31 protein-coding genes are annotated in these 25,188 nt (G+C 61.3%); 11 read left to right on the top strand and 20 right to left on the bottom strand.

The annotated features are described in order from the left end of the window. Nucleotides 1–2 precede the first annotated feature (2 nt). The 6 genes from BM131_RS13995 to BM131_RS13970 form a co-directional block, all read right to left on the bottom strand. Nucleotides 3–782 (bottom strand): transporter substrate-binding domain-containing protein, encoded by a 780-nt coding sequence (locus BM131_RS13995; RefSeq protein ID WP_090190481.1) that lies wholly within the window; start codon nt 780–782, stop codon nt 3–5. Nucleotides 783–812: 30 nt separating this feature from the next. Next, nucleotides 813–1,886: a HesA/MoeB/ThiF family protein gene (locus BM131_RS13990; RefSeq protein WP_090190479.1), complete on the bottom strand. Its 1,074-nt coding sequence runs from the start codon at nt 1,884–1,886 to the stop codon at nt 813–815. Continuing rightward, on the bottom strand, nt 1,883–2,371 hold the full coding sequence (dut, locus tag BM131_RS13985; RefSeq protein WP_090190478.1) for a dUTP diphosphatase: 489 nt from the start codon (nt 2,369–2,371) through the stop codon (nt 1,883–1,885). The genes BM131_RS13990 and dut overlap by 4 nt, the downstream gene beginning before the upstream one ends. A gap of 65 nt (nt 2,372–2,436) precedes the next feature. Then, nucleotides 2,437–3,633 (bottom strand): bifunctional phosphopantothenoylcysteine decarboxylase/phosphopantothenate--cysteine ligase CoaBC, encoded by a 1,197-nt coding sequence (coaBC, locus tag BM131_RS13980; RefSeq protein ID WP_090190476.1) that lies wholly within the window; start codon nt 3,631–3,633, stop codon nt 2,437–2,439. A 60-nt stretch (nt 3,634–3,693) separates the two neighbouring features. Next, nucleotides 3,694–4,503, bottom strand: coding sequence for a ChaN family lipoprotein (locus BM131_RS13975; RefSeq protein WP_090190475.1), 810 nt, complete (start codon nt 4,501–4,503; stop codon nt 3,694–3,696). Next, entirely contained in the window at nt 4,500–5,378 is an 879-nt protein-coding gene (locus BM131_RS13970) for an RNA polymerase factor sigma-32 (protein WP_090190473.1), read from the bottom strand. The genes BM131_RS13975 and BM131_RS13970 overlap by 4 nt, the downstream gene beginning before the upstream one ends. 92 nt (nt 5,379–5,470) lie before the next feature. Here BM131_RS13970 and cobU point away from each other — a divergent pair, with 92 nt between their 5' ends. Genes cobU through BM131_RS13955 form a run of 3 tightly spaced genes read left to right on the top strand, consistent with a single transcriptional unit; the run spans nt 5,471 to nt 7,468 of the window. Next, nucleotides 5,471–5,998, top strand: a complete 528-nt coding sequence (gene cobU, locus BM131_RS13965) for a bifunctional adenosylcobinamide kinase/adenosylcobinamide-phosphate guanylyltransferase (protein WP_090190472.1) — start codon at nt 5,471–5,473, stop codon at nt 5,996–5,998. Next, the gene (locus tag BM131_RS13960) at nt 5,995–6,573 is read left to right on the top strand and encodes a histidine phosphatase family protein (protein WP_090190470.1); all 579 of its coding nucleotides are present in this window, start codon (nt 5,995–5,997) and stop codon (nt 6,571–6,573) included. The genes cobU and BM131_RS13960 overlap by 4 nt, the downstream gene beginning before the upstream one ends. 13 nt (nt 6,574–6,586) lie before the next feature. Next, a complete protein-coding gene (locus BM131_RS13955) occupies nt 6,587–7,468 on the top strand; it encodes a glutathione S-transferase (protein WP_090190469.1) in 882 nt (293 codons plus the stop codon). 88 nt (nt 7,469–7,556) lie between these two features. Here the strand turns inward: BM131_RS13955 and BM131_RS13950 are convergent, their stop codons facing one another. The 4 genes from BM131_RS13950 to BM131_RS13935 all read right to left on the bottom strand — a co-directional run bounded on the left by BM131_RS13950 (nt 7,557) and on the right by BM131_RS13935 (nt 11,084). After that, nucleotides 7,557–9,071, bottom strand: a complete 1,515-nt coding sequence (locus tag BM131_RS13950; protein ID WP_090190467.1) for a YifB family Mg chelatase-like AAA ATPase — start codon at nt 9,069–9,071, stop codon at nt 7,557–7,559. A gap of 156 nt (nt 9,072–9,227) precedes the next feature. Further along, nucleotides 9,228–10,301, bottom strand: coding sequence for a 5-(carboxyamino)imidazole ribonucleotide synthase (locus tag BM131_RS13945; protein ID WP_090190466.1), 1,074 nt, complete (start codon nt 10,299–10,301; stop codon nt 9,228–9,230). After that, entirely contained in the window at nt 10,294–10,782 is a 489-nt protein-coding gene (gene purE / locus BM131_RS13940) for a 5-(carboxyamino)imidazole ribonucleotide mutase (protein WP_090190464.1), read from the bottom strand. The genes BM131_RS13945 and purE overlap by 8 nt, the downstream gene beginning before the upstream one ends. A gap of 83 nt (nt 10,783–10,865) precedes the next feature. Beyond that, nucleotides 10,866–11,084 carry a YdcH family protein gene (locus tag BM131_RS13935; RefSeq protein WP_090190463.1) on the bottom strand — a complete coding sequence of 73 codons (219 nt, stop codon included), beginning with the start codon at nt 11,082–11,084 and terminating at the stop codon, nt 10,866–10,868. 211 nt (nt 11,085–11,295) lie between these two features. Between BM131_RS13935 and BM131_RS13930 the strand changes: the two genes are divergently transcribed. Both BM131_RS13930 and BM131_RS13925 read left to right on the top strand, forming a co-directional pair. After that, nucleotides 11,296–11,709: an Hsp20 family protein gene (locus BM131_RS13930; protein WP_090190461.1), complete on the top strand. Its 414-nt coding sequence runs from the start codon at nt 11,296–11,298 to the stop codon at nt 11,707–11,709. A 3-nt stretch (nt 11,710–11,712) separates the two neighbouring features. Next, entirely contained in the window at nt 11,713–11,937 is a 225-nt protein-coding gene (locus tag BM131_RS13925) for a DUF1150 family protein (protein WP_090190460.1), read from the top strand. Between the two features lie 124 nt (nt 11,938–12,061). Here the strand turns inward: BM131_RS13925 and BM131_RS13920 are convergent, their stop codons facing one another. Together BM131_RS13920 and trxB are read right to left on the bottom strand one after the other, a co-directional pair. Next, nucleotides 12,062–13,765, bottom strand: coding sequence for a bifunctional sulfate adenylyltransferase/adenylylsulfate kinase (locus BM131_RS13920; protein ID WP_090190458.1), 1,704 nt, complete (start codon nt 13,763–13,765; stop codon nt 12,062–12,064). 220 nt (nt 13,766–13,985) lie between these two features. Beyond that, a complete protein-coding gene (gene trxB / locus BM131_RS13915; RefSeq protein WP_090190457.1) occupies nt 13,986–14,990 on the bottom strand; it encodes a thioredoxin-disulfide reductase in 1,005 nt (334 codons plus the stop codon). A 156-nt stretch (nt 14,991–15,146) separates the two neighbouring features. On the opposite strand from trxB, the gene BM131_RS13910 reads away from it, so the two are divergent. Then, entirely contained in the window at nt 15,147–15,647 is a 501-nt protein-coding gene (locus BM131_RS13910) for an Lrp/AsnC family transcriptional regulator (protein ID WP_090190455.1), read from the top strand. Here BM131_RS13910 and BM131_RS13905 read toward each other — a convergent pair. From BM131_RS13905 to lgt, 6 genes are all read right to left on the bottom strand, one after another. Then, the gene (locus BM131_RS13905) at nt 15,644–16,381 is read right to left on the bottom strand and encodes a SpoIIAA family protein (RefSeq protein WP_175499351.1); all 738 of its coding nucleotides are present in this window, start codon (nt 16,379–16,381) and stop codon (nt 15,644–15,646) included. The genes BM131_RS13910 and BM131_RS13905 overlap by 4 nt on opposite strands. Before the next feature lie 94 nt (nt 16,382–16,475). Further along, a complete protein-coding gene (locus tag BM131_RS13900; RefSeq protein WP_175499349.1) occupies nt 16,476–17,276 on the bottom strand; it encodes a Hint domain-containing protein in 801 nt (266 codons plus the stop codon). 446 nt (nt 17,277–17,722) lie between these two features. Continuing rightward, nucleotides 17,723–17,905, bottom strand: coding sequence for a hypothetical protein (locus BM131_RS13895; RefSeq protein WP_090190452.1), 183 nt, complete (start codon nt 17,903–17,905; stop codon nt 17,723–17,725). 275 nt (nt 17,906–18,180) lie between these two features. After that, the gene (gene pgeF, locus BM131_RS13890; RefSeq protein WP_090190450.1) at nt 18,181–18,936 is read right to left on the bottom strand and encodes a peptidoglycan editing factor PgeF; all 756 of its coding nucleotides are present in this window, start codon (nt 18,934–18,936) and stop codon (nt 18,181–18,183) included. Further along, complete coding sequence (locus BM131_RS13885; RefSeq protein ID WP_245754256.1) at nt 18,933–19,940, bottom strand: class I SAM-dependent methyltransferase; 1,008 nt, start codon at nt 19,938–19,940, stop codon at nt 18,933–18,935. The genes pgeF and BM131_RS13885 overlap by 4 nt, the downstream gene beginning before the upstream one ends. A gap of 44 nt (nt 19,941–19,984) precedes the next feature. Further along, nucleotides 19,985–20,863 (bottom strand): prolipoprotein diacylglyceryl transferase, encoded by an 879-nt coding sequence (gene lgt / locus BM131_RS13880; protein WP_090190447.1) that lies wholly within the window; start codon nt 20,861–20,863, stop codon nt 19,985–19,987. A 118-nt stretch (nt 20,864–20,981) separates the two neighbouring features. Between lgt and BM131_RS13875 the strand changes: the two genes are divergently transcribed. After that, nucleotides 20,982–21,227 carry an accessory factor UbiK family protein gene (locus BM131_RS13875; protein ID WP_090190445.1) on the top strand — a complete coding sequence of 82 codons (246 nt, stop codon included), beginning with the start codon at nt 20,982–20,984 and terminating at the stop codon, nt 21,225–21,227. Between the two features lie 124 nt (nt 21,228–21,351). Here the strand turns inward: BM131_RS13875 and BM131_RS13870 are convergent, their stop codons facing one another. After that, the gene (locus BM131_RS13870) at nt 21,352–22,098 is read right to left on the bottom strand and encodes an alpha/beta fold hydrolase (RefSeq protein WP_090190444.1); all 747 of its coding nucleotides are present in this window, start codon (nt 22,096–22,098) and stop codon (nt 21,352–21,354) included. Nucleotides 22,099–22,176: 78 nt separating this feature from the next. Between BM131_RS13870 and BM131_RS13865 the strand changes: the two genes are divergently transcribed. Beyond that, nucleotides 22,177–22,623 carry an NUDIX domain-containing protein gene (locus tag BM131_RS13865; RefSeq protein ID WP_090190443.1) on the top strand — a complete coding sequence of 149 codons (447 nt, stop codon included), beginning with the start codon at nt 22,177–22,179 and terminating at the stop codon, nt 22,621–22,623. Here the strand turns inward: BM131_RS13865 and BM131_RS13860 are convergent. After that, nucleotides 22,620–23,132 carry a GNAT family N-acetyltransferase gene (locus BM131_RS13860; protein WP_090190441.1) on the bottom strand — a complete coding sequence of 171 codons (513 nt, stop codon included), beginning with the start codon at nt 23,130–23,132 and terminating at the stop codon, nt 22,620–22,622. The two genes, BM131_RS13865 and BM131_RS13860, sit on opposite strands and share 4 nt — an antisense overlap. A gap of 122 nt (nt 23,133–23,254) precedes the next feature. Here BM131_RS13860 and BM131_RS13855 point away from each other — a divergent pair, with 122 nt between their 5' ends. From BM131_RS13855 to BM131_RS13845, 3 genes are all read left to right on the top strand, one after another. Beyond that, entirely contained in the window at nt 23,255–23,779 is a 525-nt protein-coding gene (locus BM131_RS13855; RefSeq protein WP_139222634.1) for a methanogen output domain 1-containing protein, read from the top strand. Nucleotides 23,780–23,782: 3 nt separating this feature from the next. Next, nucleotides 23,783–24,769: a GGDEF domain-containing protein gene (locus tag BM131_RS13850; protein WP_090190438.1), complete on the top strand. Its 987-nt coding sequence runs from the start codon at nt 23,783–23,785 to the stop codon at nt 24,767–24,769. 152 nt (nt 24,770–24,921) lie between these two features. Next, the coding region (locus tag BM131_RS13845) for a transposase (RefSeq protein ID WP_139222633.1) at nt 24,922–25,188 on the top strand (267 nt) is incomplete at its 3' end.

Below are 25,188 nucleotides of genomic sequence, written 5' to 3'. Positions count from 1 at the left end.
TCTTATTCGCCCATTTTGAAATCAAGGAACCATTGGGTATTCAGCGCATCAAGCGTGCCGTCAGCCTTCATATCCGCAATGGCCAGATTGATCGGCCCGACAAGGGGCGAGCCTTTGGGAAAGATAAAGCCAAAGTCTTCGGTCCCCAGCTTCTCTCCAACGATCTTTAGCGCCCCGTCAGAGGCATCGACATAGCCCTGCCCGGCCGTGCCGTCCGTCAGCACCAGATCAACATCGCCGGTGCGCAGCGCCTGCACTGTCGCGCCAAAGGTTTCCATCGTCCGAATCCGCGGGTTCGCCTCGTCCCCGTCCAACACGTCATAGACGCCGACGTAAAACGGCGTCGTGCCGGGCTGCGCGGCCATCAGCAGGTCGGCATCGGCGGCAAAGCTGGCGGCGTCGCTGAAACGGTCTTCATCGCCGCGCACCAGCATGACCATTTCGGATGTCATGTAGGGGTCAGAAAAATCAACGACTTCGGCCCGGTCATCGCGGATCGTGATCCCGGTCATGCCGATGTCATACTGCGCTTCGGACACGGCGGGGATCATCGCGTCCCAGCTGCTGTTTTCATAGACGACGTCGATGTTCAGGCGGCGTGCGATCTCTGCCATCGCGTCATATTCCCAGCCGATCGCGTCGCCGTTCTGGATGAACTGCAACGGCGGATAGGCGTTTTCGGTCACGACGGTCACAACCTGCCCGCCCAGATCGGGCAGATGGCTTTCGGCGGTTGCAGTGGTCGCCAGCATAACGGCTGCAAGAGTGGTCAAGATTTTCATGGCAGTTCCGATCCCAGATGATGTCCCGGCTCAGACCTTGGCCGCTTGCGCGGCGGCCTGCAAGCCTTTGCCATGGCAGACGGCGCAATCGGCCCGCACCGCCGCCTGCATGATCCGCGTATCGGCATAAAGCGCATCGTAAATCAGCAAACGCCCCCCCAGCCCCTGCCCGGCCCCGGTGATCGCCTTGACCGCCTCTAGCGCCATCATCGACCCCATGACGCCAGGCAGCGGGCCGATGACCCCCGCTTCGGCGCAGCTAGGCACAAGGCCGGGTGCAGGGCGATCGGGAAAGACGCAGGCAAAGCACGGCGTGCCATGGGCAGGATCATAAAGGCTGATCTGCCCCTCCCACTGGGTCATCGCGGCCGCGATCAGCGGCACGCCCAGTGCGGTGCAGGTCTGGTTTACAAGATAACGCGTATCGAAATTATCGCAGCCATCCAGCACCAGATCATACTCGGCGATCAAATCAGCCGCGATGTCGGCGGTCAGGCGGCGCTGATAGGGTCGCACCGTGACATGGCGATTGCGGCGCGTGATCTCTTGCGCGGCGATCTGAACCTTGGGCTGGCCCACGTCAGCCTCGCCGTAAATCACCTGCCGCTGCAGGTTGCTGTTGTCGACCACATCGTCATCAATGATGCCGATCGTCCCAACGCCGCTCGCGGCCAGATATTGCAATGCGGGCGATCCCAGCCCGCCTGCTCCGATCACCAGCACCTTTGCGCGGCCCAAGGCCGCCTGCCCAGTGCCGCCCACTTCGCGCAGCATGATGTGGCGCGCATAGCGTTGCAGTTCATCGTCCGAAAAGCCCGCCTTGGCCGCCGCGGCAGGCGCGGGCTTTGCCTGCGCGCGCGATTTGACGGCGCGCAGAATCGCGGCATAGCCCCAGATCACAGCGCCAAACCCAAGAAGCAGCAACCACAGGCGCACATCACCGCCCGTCGCCTCGCGCAGCGGGTGACCGGTGGGCAAGGCAAGCTGCACTGCAATCACAGCGCCAATGAGCAGCGCCAGCATGACCCACCGCGCCCGGCGCGGCGCACCCATGGCCGCCCCCACGCCCCAAATCACGGCAGCCAGAAACCCGACCATAATCATGATGCGCCCCCATCTGTTCCAGACCCAGTTGATCCAAACCCGCCGGCACCCCGCGCCGTATTGTCCAGATCACCCAGCGCAAAATCAGCCTGCACCACAGGGGCCACGACCAGCTGCGCAATCCGCATTCCGTGCGTCACAGTGAACGCTTCTTGTCCTAAGTTCACGACAAGCACCCCCAGCGGGCCACGATAATCGCTATCGATTGTGCCCGGCGCATTCACCAGCGCAATCCCGTGCTTTAACGCAAGGCCGGAACGGGCGCGGACCTGCACCTCGAACCCCTGCGGGATCGCAAGGCGCAACCCTGTCGGGATCAAGGCCCGCGCACCGGGGGCCAGCGTCACGCCCAACGCCCGATCATCCGCAGCCAAATTTGCACAAACATCCGCACCCGCCGCCCCGGCGCTCTGATAGCTGGGCAGTGGCAATGCCTCATCAGCTCCCGCAACATAAGCCAGCGCGACACGCATTTCCGGTTTCATCTTGCCAAAAATACTCCCTTCTATGTCATTCGGCGCAGCCGAATTAACCTCCGATGCCCCGACGCTCATCCCAGCGCCTCGGCCATGCGCTGCGCTAGACGCTGCGCCACCGCTGCCTTGGCCATGCGCGGCCAATCCTCGGCACCCTTAGCGGTAATAAGGGTAACCGCGTTTTCCGTGCCGCCCATGATGCCTGTGCCGTCGCTGACGTCATTCGCCACGATCCAATCGCACCCTTTGCGCGCGCGTTTTTCGCGCGCCAGTTCAGTCACATCCTGCGTTTCTGCGGCAAAACCCACGACGAGCGCGGGGCGCATCGCTGCGTCCAAACTGCTGACCGTGGCAAGGATGTCGGGATTTTCTGCAAACTCTAGCGCGGGCAGACCGCCTGCGGTTTTCTTTATCTTTTGCGTGCCTGCATTCGCCACACGCCAGTCGGCCACAGCGGCGGCAAAGACGGCGGACTGCGCGGGCAGCGCGGCCATAACAGCGTCTTTCATCTGCTGGGCGGTCTCAACTTTGACCAGCGTCACGCCTGTCGGCGGCGGCACGCTTGCGGGGCCGGTGACAAAGGTCACCTGCGCGCCCAGCGCGACCAAAGCCTGCGCAATCGCCGTGCCCTGCGCACCAGAGGACCGGTTCGCGATATAACGCACAGGATCAATCGGCTCGTGCGTGGGGCCAGAGGTCACGATGATATGCTTCCCGCTCAGCGGTCCGCTGGCAAAGTGGCTCTGGATCGCAGCCAAGATCGCCGCAGGTTCAGCCAGACGCCCCGGACCATGTTCCCCGCAAGCCATATCGCCCACGTCAGGGCCGACAAAGCTGACGCCGTCACCCTGCAAGACTGCCAGATTGCGCTGCGTAGCGGGGTGGTCCCACATCCGCACGTTCATCGCCGGAGCCATCATCACAGGCGTGTCCGTGGCCAGCAAAAGCGTTGTCGCCAGATCGCCTGCCAGCCCGGTTGCGGCCTTGGCCATCAGGTCGGCTGTGGCCGGAGCGACGACGATCAGATCAGCGACCCGGGACAGCTGGATATGACCCATCTCTGCCTCGTCTGTCAGATCGAACAGATCGGTATAGGCCTTTTCCCCGGCCAGCGCCGCAACGCTCAGCGGGGTTACAAATTCGGATGCCGCGCGCGTCATGACTGGGGTCACCGCCGCGCCCGCAGTCCGTAGCAGACGGATCAGTTCCAGCGATTTATAAGCCGCGATACCGCCGCCAATGATCAGCAAAATACGCTTGTCGTGCAGCATGGACCCGCCCCCTTTGTTGCGCTCCAGATGTAGGGGGCCAAACCCGCGATGACAACAAGGCTAGTTGGTGAAGGCAGCGCAGGGATCGGGACGATTGGCCCGATCGGACAGGATGATCCTGTCGAAAGCGTCCTGAACATCCGCGCCGGGCGCGCTGCCCTCGAACTGGCCCAAGGCAAAGACAGCTAAATCAGGGCGGGCGGCGGCCAGATAGGACGGCACGCCGACGTCCTTGCGCGCATGCCCGGTGCCTGTGATCAGCACGACCGGACCGCCCATATCATCAAACGCACCCGCTGCGGCGCGGGCGAATGCAACGTCGCGCAGCTGCTGCGCCGCGACCATGCCGGGCAGCATCTCGGGCGGTAAGGCACCGCAATGCGCCTCTGCCTGTTCTGCCTCGCGGGCTTGCTGATCGGCTGGGGCGATTGGCGATAGCCACATCGCAGCCGCTGAACCCAAGGCCGCGGCGGTGCCGTCCTGCATCGCTGTCATCAGGCGTTCACGCGGCACAGCTGCGCCAATGATCGCCGCCTTCGGCGCGGCTGCAAAGATGGGTGCATAGATCGCGAAATCCGGCCAGCCGCTGTTTGCCCAATCCGTGGCCTGCGCCACCGCATCTGGATCGCTGCGATCAACGCCCATCGCCGCCTTGGCCTGCGCAGGGGTCAGCATTTCAAACACCAGCGCGCGCGGTGCGACCTTTTCGATGATCTGCGCCTGCACCACGTGGGTCGCAGCGTTGTCATGCACTTCGCCCAGAACGAAAATGTCGGCCCGTGGCAGCGGGCCGACATCTGCGGCCACAGGGGCCACTTGCCCGACCAGCACAGCGAGCAGAGCCGCGCGGATCAGGTACTTTAAGATCATGCGAAAAACGCAACCACTTCGCGGCTTTGGCTTTCCAAGTTCTTGCGCATTTTGCCAAAGGCCGCGGCCTCTAGCTGGCGCACGCGCTCTTTGCTCAGGCCCAACTCACCACCAAGGCTTTCCAGCGTGCGCGGGTCGTCACGCAGCTTTCGCTCGCGCACGATAAACCGCTCGCGGTCGTTCAGATCGCCCAACGCTGTCAGCAGCCACTGACGCAGTTGCGCGTTATCATGGGCCAATTCGACGTTTTCCGCCGCCTGAGAGCTATCGTCTTCCAGCGCATCAATCCACTCGCGGCCTTCATCCTCGGACGACTGGGTCGCGTTCAGGCTGAAATCGGAACCGGACAGGCGGCCTTCCATCATCTCGACGTCATGAAGCGGCACACCGACCTCGGTCGCGATCATCTGGCGCATGATGTGACCTTCCAGCTTGCGCCCTTCTGCAGCGGCTTCCCGTTCCAGACGCGCCTGCACGCGGCGCAGGTTGAAAAACAACGATTTCTGAGAGGACGTGGACCCGGTGCGCACCATCGACCAGTTGCGCATCACATAGTCCTGAATGCTCGCCTTGATCCACCAGACCGCATAGGTCGAAAACCGCACGCCGCGGTCGGGGTCGAACTTTTCGGCCGCCTTCATGAGACCCACAGAGGCCTCTTGAATGAGGTCGTTCATCGGTGCCCCGTACCGCTTGAATTTCGCAGCCATGGAAATCGCCAAACGCATGTAAGCGGTGATCAGGCGGTGCAGGCTTTCCTCGCACCGCTCATCCCGCCATGCATAAGCTAACCGCAGTTCGGTTTCAGCATCCAGCAGCTCTGCTTTCATCGCAGTCCGCGACATGGTTTGATCTGAATATCCGTCAAAAGCCATTGTGGTATCCCCCAGGGTTGCGCGAACTGCTTGTGTCTTTTGGCGAGGCAGTCTCTATGTGAGTTCAAACCCGTTGCCGCAGCGAAAGTTCCATGAAGAAGTTGCATAACCTCACATTCATACTAGGTGGCGCGTCGTCAGGGAAATCGGCCTACGCAGAAGGTTTGGTGATTTCCACAGGCAGACCAAAGACTTACATCGCGACCGCGCAGGCCTTTGACGCCGAGATGGAAGAGAAAATCGCCGCGCATATTATCCAACGCGGACCCGGCTGGACGACAACGGACGCGCCGCTTGACCCTGCGTCGGTACTGCGGCTGCAAGGCTCTGGCGACATCGTGCTGCTGGACTGCGTGACGCTTTGGCTGACAAACGTGCTACTGGCTGACCGCGACATATCAGCTGCCTGCGATGACCTGCTCGCCGCCCTTGCCGCCTGCCCCTGCCCTGTCGTCGTCGTATCAAACGAGGTCGGGATGGGCATCGTCCCCGACAACGCGCTCTCAAGGCGGTTTCGGAACGCGCAGGGCCAGATCAACCGCCGCCTTGCCGCCCAGGCAGACACTGTGGTTGCCGTCATGGCAGGCCTGCCGCTGGCGTTGAAAGGCGATCTGCCGTGACCCGGCTGTGGCTTGTGCGTCATGGCCCCACCCATCAAAAGGTGATGACGGGTTGGCGTGATGTACCGGTTGATCTGTCCGATACGGCAGCGCTGGCACGGCTCAACGCGTACCTGCCGCAGGATGCATTGATCGTCTCGTCTGACCTAACACGCGCTGTGCAAACCGCCGACGCTCTGACCGCCAGCCGCACCCGCCTGCCCCACCGCAGCGATCTGCGAGAGATCGACTTTGGCGCGTGGGACGGCCTTCACCATACGCAAGTCAGCGCGCGCGATCCCGTGTTGTCACGTCAGTTTTGGGAAAACCCCGGCGATCTGAAAGCGCCCGATGGCGAAAGCTGGAACGCCGTCACAGCCCGGGTCGCAACTGCCATTCATGCGCTGATGATCACCCATACCCCGGCCCACCTGATCATCGTGGCGCATATGGGCGCGATCATGTCACAAATCCCCCGCGCAACGGGCCAGACAGCCTATCAGGCCATGGCGCACAGCATAGACCCGCTTGGCGTGACCGACATCACCGCCCACGCGGACCGCTGGCACATCGGCCAAATCAACCACCGCCCATAAGGACAAAGCCGCCATGACCCATCAGCTGATCATCGGAAATCGCCTCTACTTCAGCTGGTCGCTTGCCGCATGGTTGATGGTCGAACGTTTCGGTCTGTCAGATCAGGTCAAGACAACTGTGCTCTACCCCGCATCAGAGGACGGCGTAGCCGCGCTGATGACAGATTACGCCCCAGCGCGCACATTGCCGACGATGATCACCGCGGGCGGCGCGATCCTATCGGACAGCATGGCCATCGCCGAAGAACTCGCAAGCCTCCACCCAAACGCGGGCCTGTGGCCAGCAGCCCCCCTTGCCCGCGGCACCGCCCGCACGCTTGCCAACGAGATGCACAGCAGCTTTCGCGCCCTGCGATCAGACTGGCCCGTCAACCTGCATCGCAGCTACGCCCCAATCATACCCTCCCCCGCAGTCGCGGCTGAGCTAGACCGGCTAGAGGAAATTTGGACCCACGCCCGCCGCGTCACAGCGCAAGACACACCCTGGCTGTGCGGCGATTACAGCATTGCTGATGCGATATTCGCCCCCATGGCCGTGCGACTGGCCAACTACGGCTTTGACACGCGCCCCACAACGAAAGCCTATGTCGCCGCCCATCTAGCCGATCCGGCCCTGCGCCGCTGGCGCGCGATGGGGCTGGCCGCGAACCAGACCTCTGACGTTTTCGAATACGGTGGCGCTGCGCGCCCATGGCCCGGCCCCGCGCCGCTCGCCGCCGCGCCCGTCACCGATGGCACGGCAGAAAATGCAACTTGCCCCTACTCCGGCGATCCTGTCACCCACCTGCTGCGAATCGACGGCCGCATCTTCGGCTTCTGCAATGCCTTCTGCCGGGACAAAACTGTTGCCGATCCCGCCGCATGGCCCGCTTTCATGGCCCTGTATCAGAGTTGATCCAGCTTCACCTTGCCAAATAAACTCCCGCCGGAGGCCCCGAATTTTCATCCGAAAATTCGGAACACCTCCCGCACGCCTGCCTGCCTTAGACCTCCTTCGTCAGAGTCAGACGAAAGCTCACGGCCTCGGCGATATGATTGCGCCGCACGTCTGCTGATCCATCCAGATCTGCGATCGTGCGCGCGACCCGCAGGACACGATGATAGCCGCGGGCAGACAGCCCAAACCGCTCTGCCACGCGCAGCAGCAAATCGCGGCCCTCTGCGTCCGGGGTCGCGACTTGTTCCAGTACAGCGCCTTGCGCATCGGCATTGGCCCACATCCCCGCGTGGCCGTCGTAGCGTGCGACTTGCACCGCGCGGGCCTGGGCAACGCGCGCTGCGATATCGGCTGATGTGTCGCCGGACATCGGCAGATCAAGGTCGGTAAAGGCAACGGGGGGCACCTCGATCCGCAGATCGAAGCGGTCCATCAGGGGGCCGCTGATCCGGCCCATATAATCCTCTCCGCAGATCGGCGCGCGACTGCAGGCGCGGGCGGCGTCGGCCAGATAGCCGCATTTGCAGGGGTTCGCGGCGGCGACCAACATAAAGCGGCAGGGATAACGGACGTGGGCATTGGCGCGGGCGACGACGACCTCGCCGGTTTCGATCGGTTGGCGCAGGGTTTCCAGAACGGCGCGCGGAAATTCGGGGAATTCGTCCATGAACAGCACGCCGTTGTGGGCGAGGCTGATCTCTCCTGGCTTTGCGCCGCGTCCGCCGCCAACGATGGCCGCCATTGACGCAGTGTGATGCGGTTCGCGAAACGGGCGGGTGCGGGAAATGCCGCCGTCGTCCAGAAGTCCAGCAAGCGAGTGAATCATCGACGTCTCCAGCGCCTCAATCGGAGTGAGGGCGGGCAGGATGCCGGGAATACGGGCGGCAAGCATGGATTTGCCAGAGCCGGGACTGCCGACCAGCAGCATATGATGCCGCCCGGCCGCGGCGATTTCCAAGCCACGCTTAGCGCGTTCTTGACCTTTGACTTCTGACAGGCAGCGCGCGCCGCTCGCATGGGTCACATCGCCGGGCACGGCGGGGTCCAGCACGGCGCGGCCGGTCAGATGAGAGATGGCCTGCGCAAGTGACGTTGGTGCGATCACGCGGACGCTGTCGACCCATGCCGCCTCTGCCCCGCAGGCGGCGGGGCACATCAAGGATCGGTCGCCGTCACCCGCCGCCACTGCAGCAGGCAGCGCGCCAATCACGGGGACCAGTGTGCCGTCAAGCGACAGCTCGCCCAGCGCCACAAGGTCGGAGACTTCTTCGTGCGGAACGACGTCCAGCGCCGCCAATACCGCCAGCGCGATGGGCAGGTCAAAGTGAGACCCCTCTTTCGGCATATCAGCGGGGGAGAGGTTAATGCTGATCCGTTGGCTGGGCAGCGCGATCGCCATCGAAGTCAGCGCAGCGCGGACCCGCTCGCGCGCCTCTGACACAGCTTTGTCGGGCAGGCCGACGATAGAAAACCCCGGCAGGCCGGGACTGATCGCACATTGCACCTGCACCAGACGCGCATCGATGCCGTCAAAAGCGACGGTATAGGCCATCGCAACCATGCGCGCTCCTTAGATTAACTACAGTTAACAGGTAGCGGTGTGATGGTTGCTAATTGGTTAATTCAGGCGAGCAGATGTGAGGTTTTCCGCGTCGCGAAAAACCTCAGCGCGCCGCGCGGGAGTTTATTTGGCCAGATGAAGTGGGCCAACTGCCAATTATGTCGCGGGGCCGGTGACGCGGTTTACGTGGCCCATTTTGCGGCCGGGGCGCGCCTGCGGTTTGCCGTAAAGGTGCAGGCTCGCGGGCTCTTTTGCGATCAACGGGATGCGGTCCACGTCGTCGCCGATCAGGTTTTCCATTGTGACGTTGCTATGCCGTGACCCATCGCCCAGCGGCCAGCCCGCCACCGCACGGATGTGCTGTTCAAACTGGTCGATGGCGCAGCCGTTTTGCGTCCAGTGACCGGAGTTGTGCACGCGCGGCGCGATTTCGTTCACGATAAGGGCTTTGGGCGTTACGAAGAGTTCGACGCCAAGGACACCGACATAGTCGAGCGCGTTCAAGATACGCGCGGCGATCAGGATGGCGTCCGTGCGCTGGGTCGGCGTCAGGGTCGCTGGCACCGTGGTGGTGTGCAAGATACCGCTGTGATGGACGTTCTGTCCGGGATCGAAACAGGCGACCGCGCCGTCTTGGCCGCGGGCGGCGATGACGGAAACCTCGTGCGTGAAATCGACGAAACCTTCAAGGATCGCAGGCTGGCCGTTCATATCGGCCAGCGCAGTTGCGGCGTCAGCCGGCGTCATGATGCGCGCCTGTCCCTTACCGTCATAGCCCATGCGGCGGGTTTTCAGGATCGCGGGGGTGCCGATGGTGGCGATTGCAGCGTCAAGGCTGGCTGCATCGGTGATATCGGCAAAGGGGGCGGTGGTCAGACCGAGGCCTTGTAGAAACGCCTTTTCGGTCAGCCGGTCCTGAGAGGTCGCGAGGGCCGCGCGGGGCGGATGGATCGGGCGCAGCGCCTCGATCGTATCAAGGGCGGCGGTCGGGATGTTTTCGAATTCAAACGTGATGACGTCGCAGGATTGCGCGAAGCGGGTCAAGGCGTCGGTGTCGTCGTAATCCGCCTGCATGTGAAAGTTCGCGACATGGGACGCAGGGCAGTCGCCGGCGGGTTCAAAGATGCAGGTTTTAAAGCCAAGGCGCGCGGCCGCGACGGACAGCATACGCCCTAATTGGCCGCCGCCCAAAATGCCGATGGTTGCGCCGGGGGCAAGCGGTTTAGTCATCAATCGGCTCCTGCGGGATAGAGGCAGACAAATCGCTGCGCCATTGGTCAAGGCGCTGCGCCAAAGCGGGATCATGCAGCGCAAGGATCGCGGCGGCCATCAGGCCCGCGTTCGCCGCACCGGCTGCGCCAATCGCCATGGTGCCGACGGGAAAGCCTCGCGGCATTTGCAAAATGGAATAAAGGCTGTCCACACCCGACAGCGCGCGCGTCTGGATCGGCACGCCCAGCACGGGCACGCGCGTTTTCGACGCCATCATACCGGGCAGATGGGCCGCGCCCCCTGCCCCGGCGATGATGACCTGCAGGCCGCGATCAACGGCCGTTTTGCCATAATCCCACAGCCGGTCGGGCGTCCGGTGGGCGCTGACGATCTTTTTCTCGTACGGGATACCAAGCGCATCTAGGATGTCGGCGGCTTCTTTCATGGTGGGCCAATCGGATTGGCTGCCCATGATGATGCCGATCTGCACGTCTGCCATGACGTCCCCCTTGTGCTGTTGCATTTGCCTTATACCGCGCGCGCACGCAGCGGCAAGTAACGGGCCTTATAAGGGCCCAATCCTTAGGCGATGATATCAGGGTTCAAGCGATCCTCGAGCCGGGCGATCAGATCTTTGAGCGACAGCTTCTTTTTCTTGAGGCGCGACAGCGTCAGCACATCACCGGGGTGACGTTCTTGTAGAGCAGCGATTGCAAGATCCAGATCCCGATGCTCGCCGCGCAGGACGGCGATTTCGATGGTCAGGATCTCTGCCTCGCTCATGCGGGAAGAGGAATTCATGGTGGTCTTTCAATCTGTGCGCGGATCGCCGTCCGTGCCGGGTTGCTGTAATCCTATCGCTTTTCGACAAAAACGCCTAGAGGTTTCAGTCCCGTAAACGCAAGCGAAGACCGTGACTTGCGACAGGACGCAAAGGTTCCCATATTGGATGTAGCGGTTGCCAAACGCGGGACCGCTTTGCAGATGTCGCTTAAAGGTAAGGACGTGCCGCATGACGAAACTGGCTTTGGGAACACATCCGTTCCTGCTGGGGTTTGAGCAGCTTGAACGCTTGGTGGAACGCACCGCCAAGACGGGTAACGACGGCTACCCCCCGTATAACATCGAACAGACCTCTGAGCGGTCGTATCGCATTACGCTGGCGGTTGCTGGCTTTGCCGAGGATGACCTAGCCATCACGGTCGAGGATTCAACGCTGGTCGTGCGCGGCCGCCAAAGTGAAGAGAACGGCGAGCGAGTATTCCTGCATCGCGGCATCGCGGGTCGGCAATTTCAACGCTCTTTTGTGTTGGCAGAGGGGGTCGAGGTCGGTGCCGCAACCATTGAAAATGGTCTGCTGCACATCGATCTGAACCGAAGCGAACCTGACCGCGTTATACAAACAATACAGATCCGGAAAGGATAAGCCATGTTCACGAAAAACGATCTGCAATCTTTGGGTCAAAATATCGTCTATCTGAAGCCCGTACTGACGGCCGATCTGCCCGATGACGTGCGCGCGCAGGCGGGTGATCTGAAGACACTGTTTGCGGTGCATAACACCATGGGCGAACAGGTTGCGCTGGTGGCCAGTCAGGGCATTGCAACCCATCTGGCAGACGAGCATGACATGCAGCTGGTCACGCTGCACTAACCCGTTCGGCTGCTGCCTTTGCGCCCTTAGGGCCATCTGGCAAGATGCTTAGCCCGCAGGGCACGACATAGAAAAAGGCCGGACGCGAGGGTCCGGCCTTTTGTATTTTAAAAATCGCGTGCGATTAGCCGGTGATCAGGCCCATCGATTCCAGCTTTAGGATGACCTGATGCGCGCAGTTGTCGACTTCGGTGGACTCAGTCTCGATCCGCATTTCAGGGGTCTCTGGAACGTCGTAGGGATCAGAAATACCAGTGAATTCCTTGATCTTGCCTTCGCGGGCCAGCTTGTACAGGCCCTTGCGGTCACGGCGTTCACATTCCTCGATGGACGTGGCGACGTGGACTTCGATGAAGGCACCGAAAGCTTCGATATCTTCACGCACAGCGCGGCGGGTGGTCGCATAGGGCGCGATGGGCGCACAGATCGCGATGCCGCCGTTCTTGGTGATTTCCGACGCGACATAGCCGATGCGGCGAATGTTCAGGTCGCGGTGCTCTTTGGAAAAGCCCAGTTCAGACGACAGGTTCTTACGAACGATATCACCATCAAGCAGCGTGACCGGACGGCCGCCCATTTCCATCAGCTTGACCATCAACGCGTTCGCGATGGTGGATTTGCCCGAGCCAGAGAAGCCGGTGAAGAACACCGTAAAGCCCTGCTTGTTGCGGGCCGGACGGGTGCGGCGCAGCTCTGACACGACCTGCGGGAAAGAGAACCATTCAGGGATCTCCAGACCTTCGGCCAGACGGCGACGCAGTTCGGTGCCGGAGATATCCAACACGGTGCCACCTTCGGGGACTTCGTCCGCAGGATAGTATTGTGCCTTTTCCTGCACGTAGACCATGTGCTTGAAGTCGACCATTTCCAGGCCGATCTCTTCCTCATGCTTTTTGAACAGCTCCTGCGCATCGTAGGGGCCGTAGAAATCCTTACCTGCAGAGTTCTTGCCGGGGCCAGCGTGGTCACGGCCAACGATGAAGTGGGTGCAACCGTGGTTGGCGCGGATCAGGCCGTGCCAGACAGCTTCGCGTGGGCCAGCCATACGCATGGCCAAGTTCAGCAACGACATGGTCGTCGTGGACTGGGGGTACTGGTCCAGGACCGCCTCGTAGCAGCGCACGCGGGTAAAGTGGTCCACGTCACCCGGCTTGGTCATGCCGACGACAGGGTGGATCAGCAGGTTAGCTTGCGCTTCTTTCGCGGCGCGGAACGTCAGTTCCTGATGCGCGCGGTGCAGCGGGTTGCGAGTCTGGAAAGCGACGACCTTGCGCCAGCCCAGCTTGCGGAACAGGGCGCGCAGCTCGTTCGGGGTGTCGCGCTTGGACCGGAAGTCATAGTGCACAGGCTGCTGGATCCCGGTGACCGGGCCGCCCAGATAGACCGCGCCAGCGGTGTTGTGCAGATAGTTCACAGCAGGGTGCGCGGAATCATCAGCGCCAAAGACCTTCTCGGCCTCCAGCGACTTGTTCGGTACCCACTTGTCGGTGACGGTCATGGTCGCAAGGATCACGCCCTCTTGGTCGCGCAGGGCAATATCGGTGCCCAGCTCGATGGTATCGGCGAACTTTTGCGATACATCCAAGTTGATCGGCATAGGCCACAGCTTGCCATCGGCAAGGCGCATGTCGGACACGACGGAATCGTAATCGGCTTCGGGCAGGAAGCCCTTAAGCGGATAGAAACCACCGTTCATCAGCAGCTCTAGGTCGCAAATCTGACGAGATGTCAGGTCGTGACTAATCAGCTCGCCTGCCTCTTGCTTCAGCTTTTGCGCACTGTCAGGAGAGACAAAGAGTTCGGGGATCGGCGAGAGATTCTGAGGCATGGGCAGACCTGTAAAAATGTCGTTTCAATTAAGTAGCGTCCGAAACATGGAATCGTGGCAGTATCAAGACCTGCACGAAGATTCGAAATAACTCGGGGCGCAATGGATCAATAATGCCCCGATTACGGGAACATTATTCCGAAAAACGCGCCAATAGCAGAACGGCGCGGCGCGGCGTCAAGCTGGCCCACCACCCTTTGGCGGGGGCCAGTTGCGGATGTTATTCGGCGGGTGCTTCCGCGCCGTAGCCTAGGGGCAGCGTCACGTCCTCGCGTTCCGCTTCACCGTGTTCCGCCAAGAATCGCTCTGCGTCCAATGCGGCCATGCAGCCCATCCCGGCCGAGGTGACAGCCTGGCGGTAGATATGATCGGTCAAATCGCCGGCCGCAAAGACGCCGGGAATTGCGGTGCGGGTCGTGCCGGGCTCTACCTTGACGTAGCCGCCGTTGTGCGTTTCCAGCTGATCCTTCACCAATTCCGACGCCGGGGCATGGCCGATCGCGATGAACAGACCCTTTGCAGGAATTTCAGTAATCTCTCCGGTCTCGACGTGTTTGACGCGCACGGCCTCGACGCCCAGCGGACTGGTGGTGCCGACGACTTCTTCGACCGCATGGTGCCAAAGCGTGACGATCTTGGGGTTCTTGAGCAAGCGGTCCTGCAAGATTTTTTCCGCGCGCAGCGTATCGCGGCGGTGGACCAGCGTGACTTTGGACGCGAAGTTCGTCAGAAACAGTGCCTCTTCGACGGCGGTGTTGCCGCCGCCGACGACGACGATTTCCTGACCACGATAAAAGAAGCCGTCACAGGTGGCGCAGGCGCTGACGCCAAAGCCCTTGAACTTTTCCTCGGACGGCAGGCCCAGCCATTTGGCGCGCGCGCCAGTCGCCAGAATAACCGCATCCGCCGTGACAACCGCGCCGCTGTCGCAGGTCGCCGTAAAAGGACGCTTGGACAGATCGAGCGAGGTCACGATGTCATGCACGATGTTCGTGCCCATGGCGCGGGCGTGTGCCTCCATCCGGGCCATCAGGTCGGGACCCTGCACTTCGGTATCGCCGGGCCAGTTTTCGACCTCGGTTGTGGTGGTCAGCTGGCCGCCCGGCTCGATCCCTTGGATCAGCATGGGTTCCAGCATCGCGCGGCTGGCATAGACGCCGGCGGTATATCCGGCGGGGCCAGAGCCGACGATCAAGACCTTGGTATGTGTGTTGCGATCCGTCATGGGATGCCTCCTGATGGCTTTGGTGTGGATATAGGCGCGCGGCGGCACCGTGAAAACCCACTGCGCGTTGTCAGTTGTTGCGCAGGTTTGTTATATTATTGCGCCCACCGCAGCGACCGCGTATGAATTGCAAAATTCGCAAGAGGACCGAAGATTATGCCAGGCGCCAAACTCGACGAGATTGATCGTATGATTCTTGCCGAGCTGCAAGCCGACGGACGCATGACCAACGTTGAATTGGCCAAGCGCGTCGGCATCAGCGCCCCGCCCTGCCTGCGCCGCGTTCGCACGCTGGAAGAGCAAGGTTACATCCGCGGCTATCACGCCGACATCGACCCGCGCGAGCTGGGCTTTGAAGTGCAGGTTTTCGCAATGGTCGGGCTGGTCAGTCAGGCAGAGGCGGATCTGAGCGCCTTTGAAGGCCGCTGCAAAGGCTGGCCGCTGGTGCGCGAGTGTCACATGCTAAACGGCGAGGTGGACTTCATCCTCAAATGCGTCGCGCCTGACCTGCGTTCTTTCCAGAGGTTCCTGACAGAAGAGCTGACCAGCGCGCCCAATGTGGCCAGCGTTAAGACGTCTTTGGTCATCCGGGGCGCCAAGGATGAACCCGGCGTCCCCTTTGAGGTGCTTGAAGCGCGGCTGGCGAAAGACGCTTAAGCCGCCTTGGTGCCCAGCACCCATTCGCGGGCCTCGGCGTATTTATCGGAGTCAAAGTAGTTAACCTTGGCCGCCAATACGCGCTTGCCGATCAGCTCTGCCGCGTGCTGCCAGTGCGACGCGCCGACGATGGCGATACGCTTGGCTTGCCCGGCGTGGGCCATGACCGTGCGCAGATGCGCTGCCATTGCGGCTGGACCCTGCCAGCCATCAAACCCGCGTACGTCCAGCAAGAGGCGCAACTCTTCGCCCTGCGTGACATGGGCAGCCAAAGCCTCGTTCGCGCGGGTGTAGGCGTCTGCATCGACCTCGCCCAGCAGGCATAGCTCCATCGTGCCGGGGGCAAGCTCTTGTGCGTGGATCGTGCCAAGGGATTCGCGCAACCACAGGCGCGCTGCATCGATATCGACGTGGGCAAAGACCTGCACGGGGCATGGCATCAGCGGCGCAAAAGCGCGCACACCAACACGGGCGAATCCCAGATCGGTGACAACGGCCAAACGGTCAAACCCGCGCCAATGCGCCAGCCCCAACTTGGTATCTTCCCAGACGGCACCGGCGTCCATGCCGCTCAAATCATTGTCGATGATGACAAGCACACGCAGCGTGTCCGACGTCGAAAATGCCTGCTCTAGGGCAGGCGACAGCGTGTCCTCGTAATCTGCTTGCGTCAGGTGGCCGGACACGCGGCATTCCAACTGTCCGGGCGTGGCGACGGTGTTGATTGTGATCATCTGTCTGCTCCCATGCATCATGCAGGCGGGGCCGCACGGCCCAGCCTTGCACGATGACTATGGGACACAGCCCCGCCGCCCGCCTTGATCTGCGTCAAGCGGCGCTGAACAGGTCCAGATCGCGCAGGGCGATGCGAGGGTGCAGCAATGGACCAAAGTCAGACAGCGTCGATTTATGCGGGAACAGCGCCATCAGCGTCGCCGCCGTTTCGCCGCGCAGGTTCAGCTGATGCGGCAGGCCAGGATGCAGGGTTTCGACCTCTATCCCATTGACGCTGACGGCGGCATGGTCGGCAAAGCCCAGCTGATAGGCGTGCACCGGCGCGATTGGTTGCAGCGCAATCACGCTGCAATGATCAACGAAGTCACGCGCGGGGACGAAGGCAACCTCGTCCCCGGTCAGACGCTGGGTGCCGGGGGCGCGGTGGGCGATGCGGGCGGTTGGCCCCAGCACCAAATCCTGCGCTGGACGGGACAGGCCCATCGCCTCTGACGTGATGCGGACCATGGTGCCGATTTCAGGACGCATTTGCGTGCTACGCGGCACGATCTGCATCTGGCCGCGCCATTGCAAGGTCTGCATGCCATGGCTGACCGTCAAGATGCGGTCGCCGGGCCATAGATCCTCGACTGCGCGCGGTCCGGAATCAGTTTGCAGGATTGCGCCGCGACCAAGCGCGCCAAAGCAGTCTTCGAACACGGGACTAGCCGGCGCAAGGCGGTGAAATTCATGGGTTTCTAAGGAAGTCGTCAGGTGGGCAACCTCGTACCGACGCATGAGAGGCATCACGCGTCTAGGTTGCCCATCTGGACTAGCGATCCGGTCTGAGGACACCGGATTAGTATAGCGATCCGCCGCGAGGCCTGCGGCGGCAGTAGGAGTCTTTAGAGTCATGTGCACTACCTTGCGGTTTGTCACATCATCTGCCGGCCCCACCGACAACATCTGAGGAGATCGTTGCTGTTGTCCTAATTGTGTCAAAAAAGGGGTGGGGCTGTCAAAGTGTTTTCTCAAACGCCCTTAATTAACTACTAATCAGTTAATTAAACGTGTGATTGTCCACGATCGCAGATCAGTGACGCCACAATCTGGGCCATTCATGCCCTATTTTGGGCCGAATCAACGGCCCCTCGACCCTGCGATCCTGCCAGACCAGCAACCGACGGCAGCAGGTGAAGCCCATCACAATCGAATTTGAAGCAATCACATCATGACATCGGTCAGCGGCGGATCGCAGCGCTGCCGGAAACATGAAAAACCCGCGCAGCCAGAGGGGTGAACTGCGCGGGATCGTCTGACCGCAGGCAGGGAAAACCCAGCGGCCGGGGAATGGGTCGGTTTTAGCTGGCCAGGCTGATGCCAGCGGGCATCGGCGGCAGGGTCACTTTGACCTTGCGCTCTTCAGTGTCCAGTCGCCGGGAGATCATTGCTTGGCGGCGCAATCCACGCTCCCAAGGCATCTTGGTGGTGCAGGCCTCGGCCTCGGAAATCATGTTGGTCATCCAGCGCTTTTGCATTGTCATGGGGTGGTCCTCTGAGTGTTTGTGTGGCTGCAGGTCCTGCAGCTGATAGGACCACTGTCACCCCGGGCTGCGGCACAAATTGGGCCATTCACGCGGTTTCCAAATAAAAATGCAGCGCTAATCCCGGCGAATAGGGCCGCATTGTTGCGCAGGCGGAAACCTCAAGCTTTTAACACGATTGCGCGCGGTAGCAGCGCCAATCACCTTATAAAGGCGCGCATTGTTGCGCAGATCAAGGCGGGATCTGGGCCGCCGCCCGCCGCATTTGCGCCTGATTACAGCGAAATTGCTGCGATCAGGCGGCCATAGTCCGGATCTTTGCTATGCACGCTGCGACGATAGGAAAAGAATCGCGCAGGATCAGCATATGTGCAGTGCCGCGTCCATTCGGCCTGCCCCACGCCCGCACCACGCAAACGGTAAAGGCCGTAAGCGGGCAGATCGAAATGCAGGCGATCCCCCTGCCCCGCGACAAAGAAACGCTCTGCGCTCGCGTCCAGCGCCATAAAGCGGTCGCGGAATTCTGGCCCGACCTCATAGGCGCGCTGGCTGATCGTGGGTCCAATGACCGCGCGAATATCAGCGGCGCGCGCGCCCAGTGCTTCCATCGCCTTGACGGTCGCATCGATGACGCCGTCCAGCGCGCCTTGCCAGCCTGCGTGGCAGGCCCCGATGACACCCGCCACCGGGTCGGCAAACAGGATCGGCTGGCAATCGGCGGTCAGCACCGACAGGGCAACGCCCGGCGTGGCCGTGACCAGACCATCGGCCTTGGGTTTATTCACAGGCGCGGCGGTTACAGCGACGACATCGGCGGAATGCACCTGATGCACCCCCGCCAGCCCGTCATGCGCAACATCCATCGCGTCCGCAACGCGGCCCCGGTTGATCGCAACAATGTCCGACTGATCGCTACTGCCAAAACCGCAGTTCAAGCCTGAGAATACACCCGAAGATGCCCCGCCAATGCGGGTAAAGAACCCGTGGCGCACAGGGTCCAGCAAGGGTGCAGTAATGATATCCAGTGTCATGCGGTCAGTCCCGGTGGTGGGGTAGCGCCATCGGGATAAATCCCGATCACCTTAAAATGGTCGCCCATATCGGCAGGGTGGGTCAAGCGGCGATGTGCGGCGACATGCGCGTCCAGCGCCGGGCCGGACAGCCCAGCCGCCAGCGCTTGCGCACGTTGCGTAATCCCAAGGCGCTCCAGGAACACGCCCTGCGGCGTCAGGCGGGTATGCTTGGCTGGCGCAGCTGCGGCGGCCAGCGCGGCAAAATCGACATGCGCCGTCAGATCCGCCTGTCCGGGGTTCGCCAGCGGGTCGGTCACGCGGTGCGCCTGCACCGCCTGAAAGGTATCGCCAAGCGACGTCCAGTCGCCATAGTCGATCATCAGCGCCGCCCCGCCATGCGCGGCGATAAGCGCGCTGATGGCTGCGGTGATAGGTGCTAATGCGGGGCAAACCTCGACCAGATCACCGTCTTTGGTATCCTCAATCCGGTGCGCCAACGCCGCCAACGGCGCGGGGTCAGTCACGCCAAAGGCCAGCTGATCACCTTGCAGCCCGACAACGACTTCGCGCCACCCTGCCCCGTCACGGCGGAACTGGCGGATCGGCAGCGCGTCATAGAACTCGTTCGCGACGAACAGCAGCGGCTGCTGCGGCAGTTGGTCCACGTGATCCAGCCAGATCGCCCCCGGCACGCGCTCTGCCTGCGCAGCACGCAAGGTTGCAGAAGCCTCGATCAAATGCACCTGCGCCGCGTCAAGGAACCCCGGCACACCGCGCGTGGCGCGCAGAATATCCGCCATCAGCGTGCCGCGCCCCGGCCCCGCCTCTGCCAGCGTAAAGGGGGCGGGCGATCCCTGATCCAGCCAGGTCTGCGCCAGACACAGGCCAATCATTTCTCCAAACATCTGACTAATCTCGGGCGAGGTGATGAAATCGCCCCCAGCGCCGAAAGGGTCGCGGGTCGCATAATACCCATGCGCCGGGTCCAGCAGGCAGGCGGCCATGTAATCGGCGAGCGTCATCGGCCCGCTTTGCGCTATCCGCGCGCGTAGCTGCGCAGCAAGGCTCACCGGCGGCGCGACAGCACGATCAGGCTGACCCCAAATAGGAACATGGGCAGCGACAGGCATTGCCCCATCGTCAGGCCCCAATCGCCGAAATCAAGCGCCCAGCCTAGCGGGTTATCCGTGCCGCGAAACTGCGCATCCGGCTGGCGCACAAATTCCAGCATGAACCGCACGAGCGCATAGCCCGCACAAAAGACGCCCGTCGTCAGCCAAGGGAACTTCAACGCGCCCCGCCGGTAGACGAGGAAAAGCAGCAGCGCGCCCAGCACCAGACCTTCAAGCGCGGATTCATACAACTGGCTTGGGTGCCGTGCACATAGGCCGACGACACCGGCGCAATCCTGCGCTGCCGCAGATGGAAACACGACACCCCACGGCAGATCGGTCGGCCGGCCCCACAGTTCGTCGTTGATAAAATTCGCAATCCGCACCAACAAAATGGCAGGCGTCGCGGCCAAGGCCGTCACATCGGCCATCGACCCAAGCGCCACACCGTTACGGCGGGCAAAGACGATGACCGCCAGAACGACCCCTAAAAAGCCGCCATGAAACGACATGCCGCCGGTCCAGATCGCCGGAATTTCCAGTGGATGCGTCAAGTAATATCCCGGCTGATAGAACAGACAGTAGCCCAGCCGTCCGCCCACAATCACACCGATGACGATATAAGTCAGGTAATCCTCTAGGCGCGCCGGCGCGATTGGCGGCTCGCCCCGCCACAGCGCGGGCCGTTTAAGGGCCCCGGCAATCATACGGTACCCGATCGCGATCCCCACGATATAGGACACCGCATACCAGCGCAGCGCAAAGGTCGCGCCAAATAGCGTGACCGAGAAAATCTCGGGCGAGATATCGGGAAAGGGAATGGCAGCCAACATGGCGCTATTCCTGTGGTGCAGCATCGGCGAAGTCAACCGCCCGCTTGCAGCCCAGCCATCACAACACCATATAGGAAGGGAAACGGGGCTGTGCCCCGCAACCGGATGGAGAAACCCGATGCAACCCAAGGGCAAGATTTTCGACGACCTCAGCAGCCTGATGACCAACGCCATGGGCGTCGCCCAAGGGGCAAAGGATGAGGCGAACAACGCCATGAAATCCATGATGGACCGCTGGCTGGCTGACCGCGATCTGGTCACCCGCGAAGAATTCGACGCCGTGCGCACAATGGCGCAAAAAGCGCGCGAAGAAAACGCGGCCCTGTCCGCGCGCATTGCTGCCCTCGAAGCCAAGCAAGGCTGAATATAAAACGCCGCAAAAGGCCGCGCCACCCGCGCATGGCCTTTTGTGCAGACCCGCACGCCCCCATTCACCTTGCCGGAAAAACTCCCGCCGGAGGCATCAGGTTTTCAACGAAAACCTGATATTATTCCTCACCAAAGATCACCCCGGTCAGGCTGAGCCCGCGATCAAAGCTGCCGCTTTGCAAGAACGCTAGCACCTGCGCCATGACCAGCGGATTGTTCATCATAAAGGTATGCGTCACGGGCAGCACGATGTGGTCCTGCATGCCTGCCAACTGCGTGCTTTCGACGCTGACCTTGCCGTCATCACCGCCGTCAATCACCGCCGAATAGACAGGGTTCAAACTGCGCGATCCTGCGATAATGCCCAGCTCATATCCCTCTGCCCCCGGCAGTTCATTCGGAAAGCTGTCTGGATCGGTACCAAGCTGCAGCCCTGCCGGACCATTAATCCATTTGAACGGCTCCCACGTCCCAAAAACGTCGACCAAATCGGACCCCTCGTTTGGGGGGGCCAGCATGACGACACGGCCCCAGTTTTCCGGGTGGTGATTGGCCAAATAGGCGCGGATCAAGATGCCGCCCATCGAATGCGTGACCACATTCACACGCCGATCACCGCAGGCAGCGATATCCTGCCCCACGTTCTCGGCGACTAACTTCTGAATGGGGTCTTCGGTCGATGGATAGCCGCGATTGACGACGAAATAGCCTTTCCCTTCCAGATAAAGCTGCATCGGGGTCAGGCTGATTTCACTGCGCGCAAGCCCGTGCAGCAGCACAACGCATTCGCGCGATTGTGCAACGACGGGTCCGCCGCGTGCGCAGGCCGTCAACAACACAAGCATCATCAAGGTGATATATTTCATTCGCCCTAGATAGCACCGCTGCGGCAAAGTCCTAGTCCAGCGCTTGCACAAACTTGCGCCGCAGGTCAGGTTGCCGCTATGTCACGCCCGCCCCGCACCGCTGTCCGCGCCGTTATTCTGCATCAGGATCGCCTGTTGCTGGTCAACGCCTATGCCGGGCGGACCGACCTGTGGTGCGCCCCCGGCGGCGGAGTCGAGGCCCACGCCAGCCTACACGATAACCTGATCCGAGAAGTGTTCGAGGAAACCGGCCTGACGATTTGCGTCGGCCCCCCATGCCTTGTGAACGAATTCCACGACGTAGAGCGTGATTTCCACCAAATCGACATCTACTTTCATGCCAGCATCACGCAGGGCACCCTAGACCCCGATTGGGCCGATCTTGAAGGGATCGTCACGCATCGCCGGTGGGTCACAAAGGATCAGGCGCAAGATATGCACGTCAAGCCTGATGCGCTGATCCAAGCGGCTTGGGGCGAAGCAGGTATGATGCTTTACGACCCGTTAGAGCCGATCATTCGCTAGGCAGACGCGTTTTTCGGAGCAGTCGGGCCTTTGCCGAAAGCTACTGGATAGATCAGCTTTTGCTGTGGGACCTTACCCCCTGCCCCGGCCAGCAAGGTTTGCGCCACTGGATAGGGCGATGTCAGCGCAGCGGCCGCAGCGGCGACGAACCCCGCCTTGGCATAAAATGCAGGCGCGCCCAGCACAGCGATCACAGTCTGCGTCTGATCCGCCCATGCCGCAAGCTGCGACACCAGCCGCCGCCCATGCCCGCGGCCCTGCCAGCCGGGCGCAATTGCGACAGGCGCAAGGCAAAGCCAGCCCGCCGGGGACTTCATTGCAGATAGCGCATAATAGCCAATGATTTCATCCCCAAGCGGGATCACCTGCTCGCCCCGAATAGCCCCGTCACGGCGCAGCGCGTGGACAATGGCGACCTCCTCACTGCCGCCAAAGGCCGCCTTGAGCAGCGCATCGATAGCGGGGATATCGCCAGAGCTGGCGGGACGGATAAAGCCGGGAAATTGCATAACGCCACCATGGCGCGCCTTTTGCAATTTGCCCAGCCAAACCTGATCTGTGGTCAGGAATTAAGCTGGCGTTAAAGTTTGCCGCCATAGGATAGGCCACAACGCAAATATGGATGGCCAAGATGTTCGAACAGAAGATCGATGTAGCCACAGCGCAATCAGCGCAATCACTGAACCAACCGGATTTCTTTGCGAATGTCCTCGGCGATCTGGCAGAGCTGTTGGAAACGATCATCGGGCTGCAAGATGCGGAAGGCTTCATCAGTACTGTCGGCAGCCATATCGGTAAAGAAATCTCTGGCCTTTACCCCGCAGACGCCAGCAGCGCCGCTCCTGACCAACTCGCGCAGGTTTTGCTTGATCTCAAAACGCGGATCGGGGGCAACTTTGAAGTCGTGTCTGCGGATAGCACCCAAATCATCATGCGCGCCGGGCGCTGTCCCTTTGGCGACAAGGTGACGGGCCGTCCATCGCTTTGCATGATGACGACCAATGTCTTTGGCCGCGTGGTCGCTGACCGCAACGGCTATGCCCACGTCACAATCGACAAGTCCATCGCGCGCCACGATAGCCATTGCCATGTGGTCGTCGCGCTGCAGATTGACGAAAATGCCCCGACGTCCGGGTCTGAATTTTTCGCAGACTGACTTATGGAACGTCGCCTGATCGAAACGATGCTGTCCTTCAGCTCTGAACCATGCGTCGTGCTGAACCGGGGCCTGCATGTTGTTGCGGGAAACGATCTAGCGCGCAGTTCGTTTGCGCTACAGGCCGGGGATACGTTTCTGGATTGGGTTTTGAATGCCCCGCTTGAAAAGCACAAGTTGACGGCATGCTTTGGCAGTACAGCGCAGATCAGGTTTGCGATGCAGACTGAAGCGGGCCAAGGACTGACGGCCTGCGGCTGGCGGCTGGGCGGCGCGTTCCAATCCCATGATCTTATCGCGGTAAAGCTGGTGGAAACGCTGCGGATCAAAACGGGGTTCGCAAATATGACAACGGCCCACCGCAGCAATCTGCAAAGGGCGAAACGGCTTCACCTGCAAAAAATACGGTTAGAGCAGGAAAATCAGGTGCTGGCGACACAGGTCGAAACGGACCCGATGACCGGCCTTTTGAATGCCCGCGGCCTGCACCGGATGATGGAGGACGCCATCGCCCAACGAAAGGTCTTTGCGCTTTTCTATATCGACATGAACGGCCTGAAGGTCATCAATGACGCCTTGGGGCACGAGGCAGGCGATCAGGCGATCCAGACGCTGGCGCGAGCCATCAAGGAAAACTCGCGCGATCGCGACGTTGCGGCGCGCATCGGCGGCGACGAATTTGCATTGCTGGCCCTGCATGTTCATTCGACAAATGTTCTGCGCGATATCGGAGAGGCGATTGCCACCACGCTTGCACAGCATAGCGTCATACTTCCGGGCGAACGGGTCCAGCAGCTATCGGCCGCCATGGGGATCGCCCGCTATCCCGATAACGGGGATACCATACAGGACATTGAAAAGGCCGCCGACCGCGCGATGTACGCAAGCAAGCGCATGGCGCTGACAACTGTGATCGCGGGCGACCCGCGCAACAGGTCGATCGCCGATGCATTGCAATCCAGCATAGTGGGGCGCCCCTGCGGGCCGTAGCGCTGCTTTTGCTGCTTCCCACGGGAACCCAGCCATCGCGCCGATGTCCAAAGGTGTCGCACAACTGAAGCCTAAGAGCCCGATTTAAAACTATTTGAGTGAGTTCAGTGGTTTGTGATTCTGTTCGGTTGTGAAGCTGAATGGAGATCACAATGGCTTGGACTGAACTCACCCGCCGTCAACATGATCGAAAAGGCGATAAATACGCAAGCGATATGAAGGATGCGGAATGGGCGTTGATAGCGCCTTCGATGTCGCCGCCGAAGACAACTGGTCGGCCCCGTACGACATGTTTGCGCGACGTGGTCGACGCACTCCTCTACATTGCAACGACCGGATGCCAATGGCGTATGTTGCCCAACGACTTCCCGCCGGTTTCAACGGTTCGGGGCTATTTCTACGCGTGGCGCGATGACGGC

Origin of the sequence: Loktanella salsilacus (genome assembly GCF_900114485.1) — a bacterium.
In the GTDB taxonomy this organism is placed as follows: Bacteria; Pseudomonadota; Alphaproteobacteria; order Rhodobacterales; family Rhodobacteraceae; genus Loktanella; species Loktanella salsilacus.
Note: the sequence above shows the minus strand (reverse complement) of the source record. Positions and strands in the feature narration are given on the sequence as shown.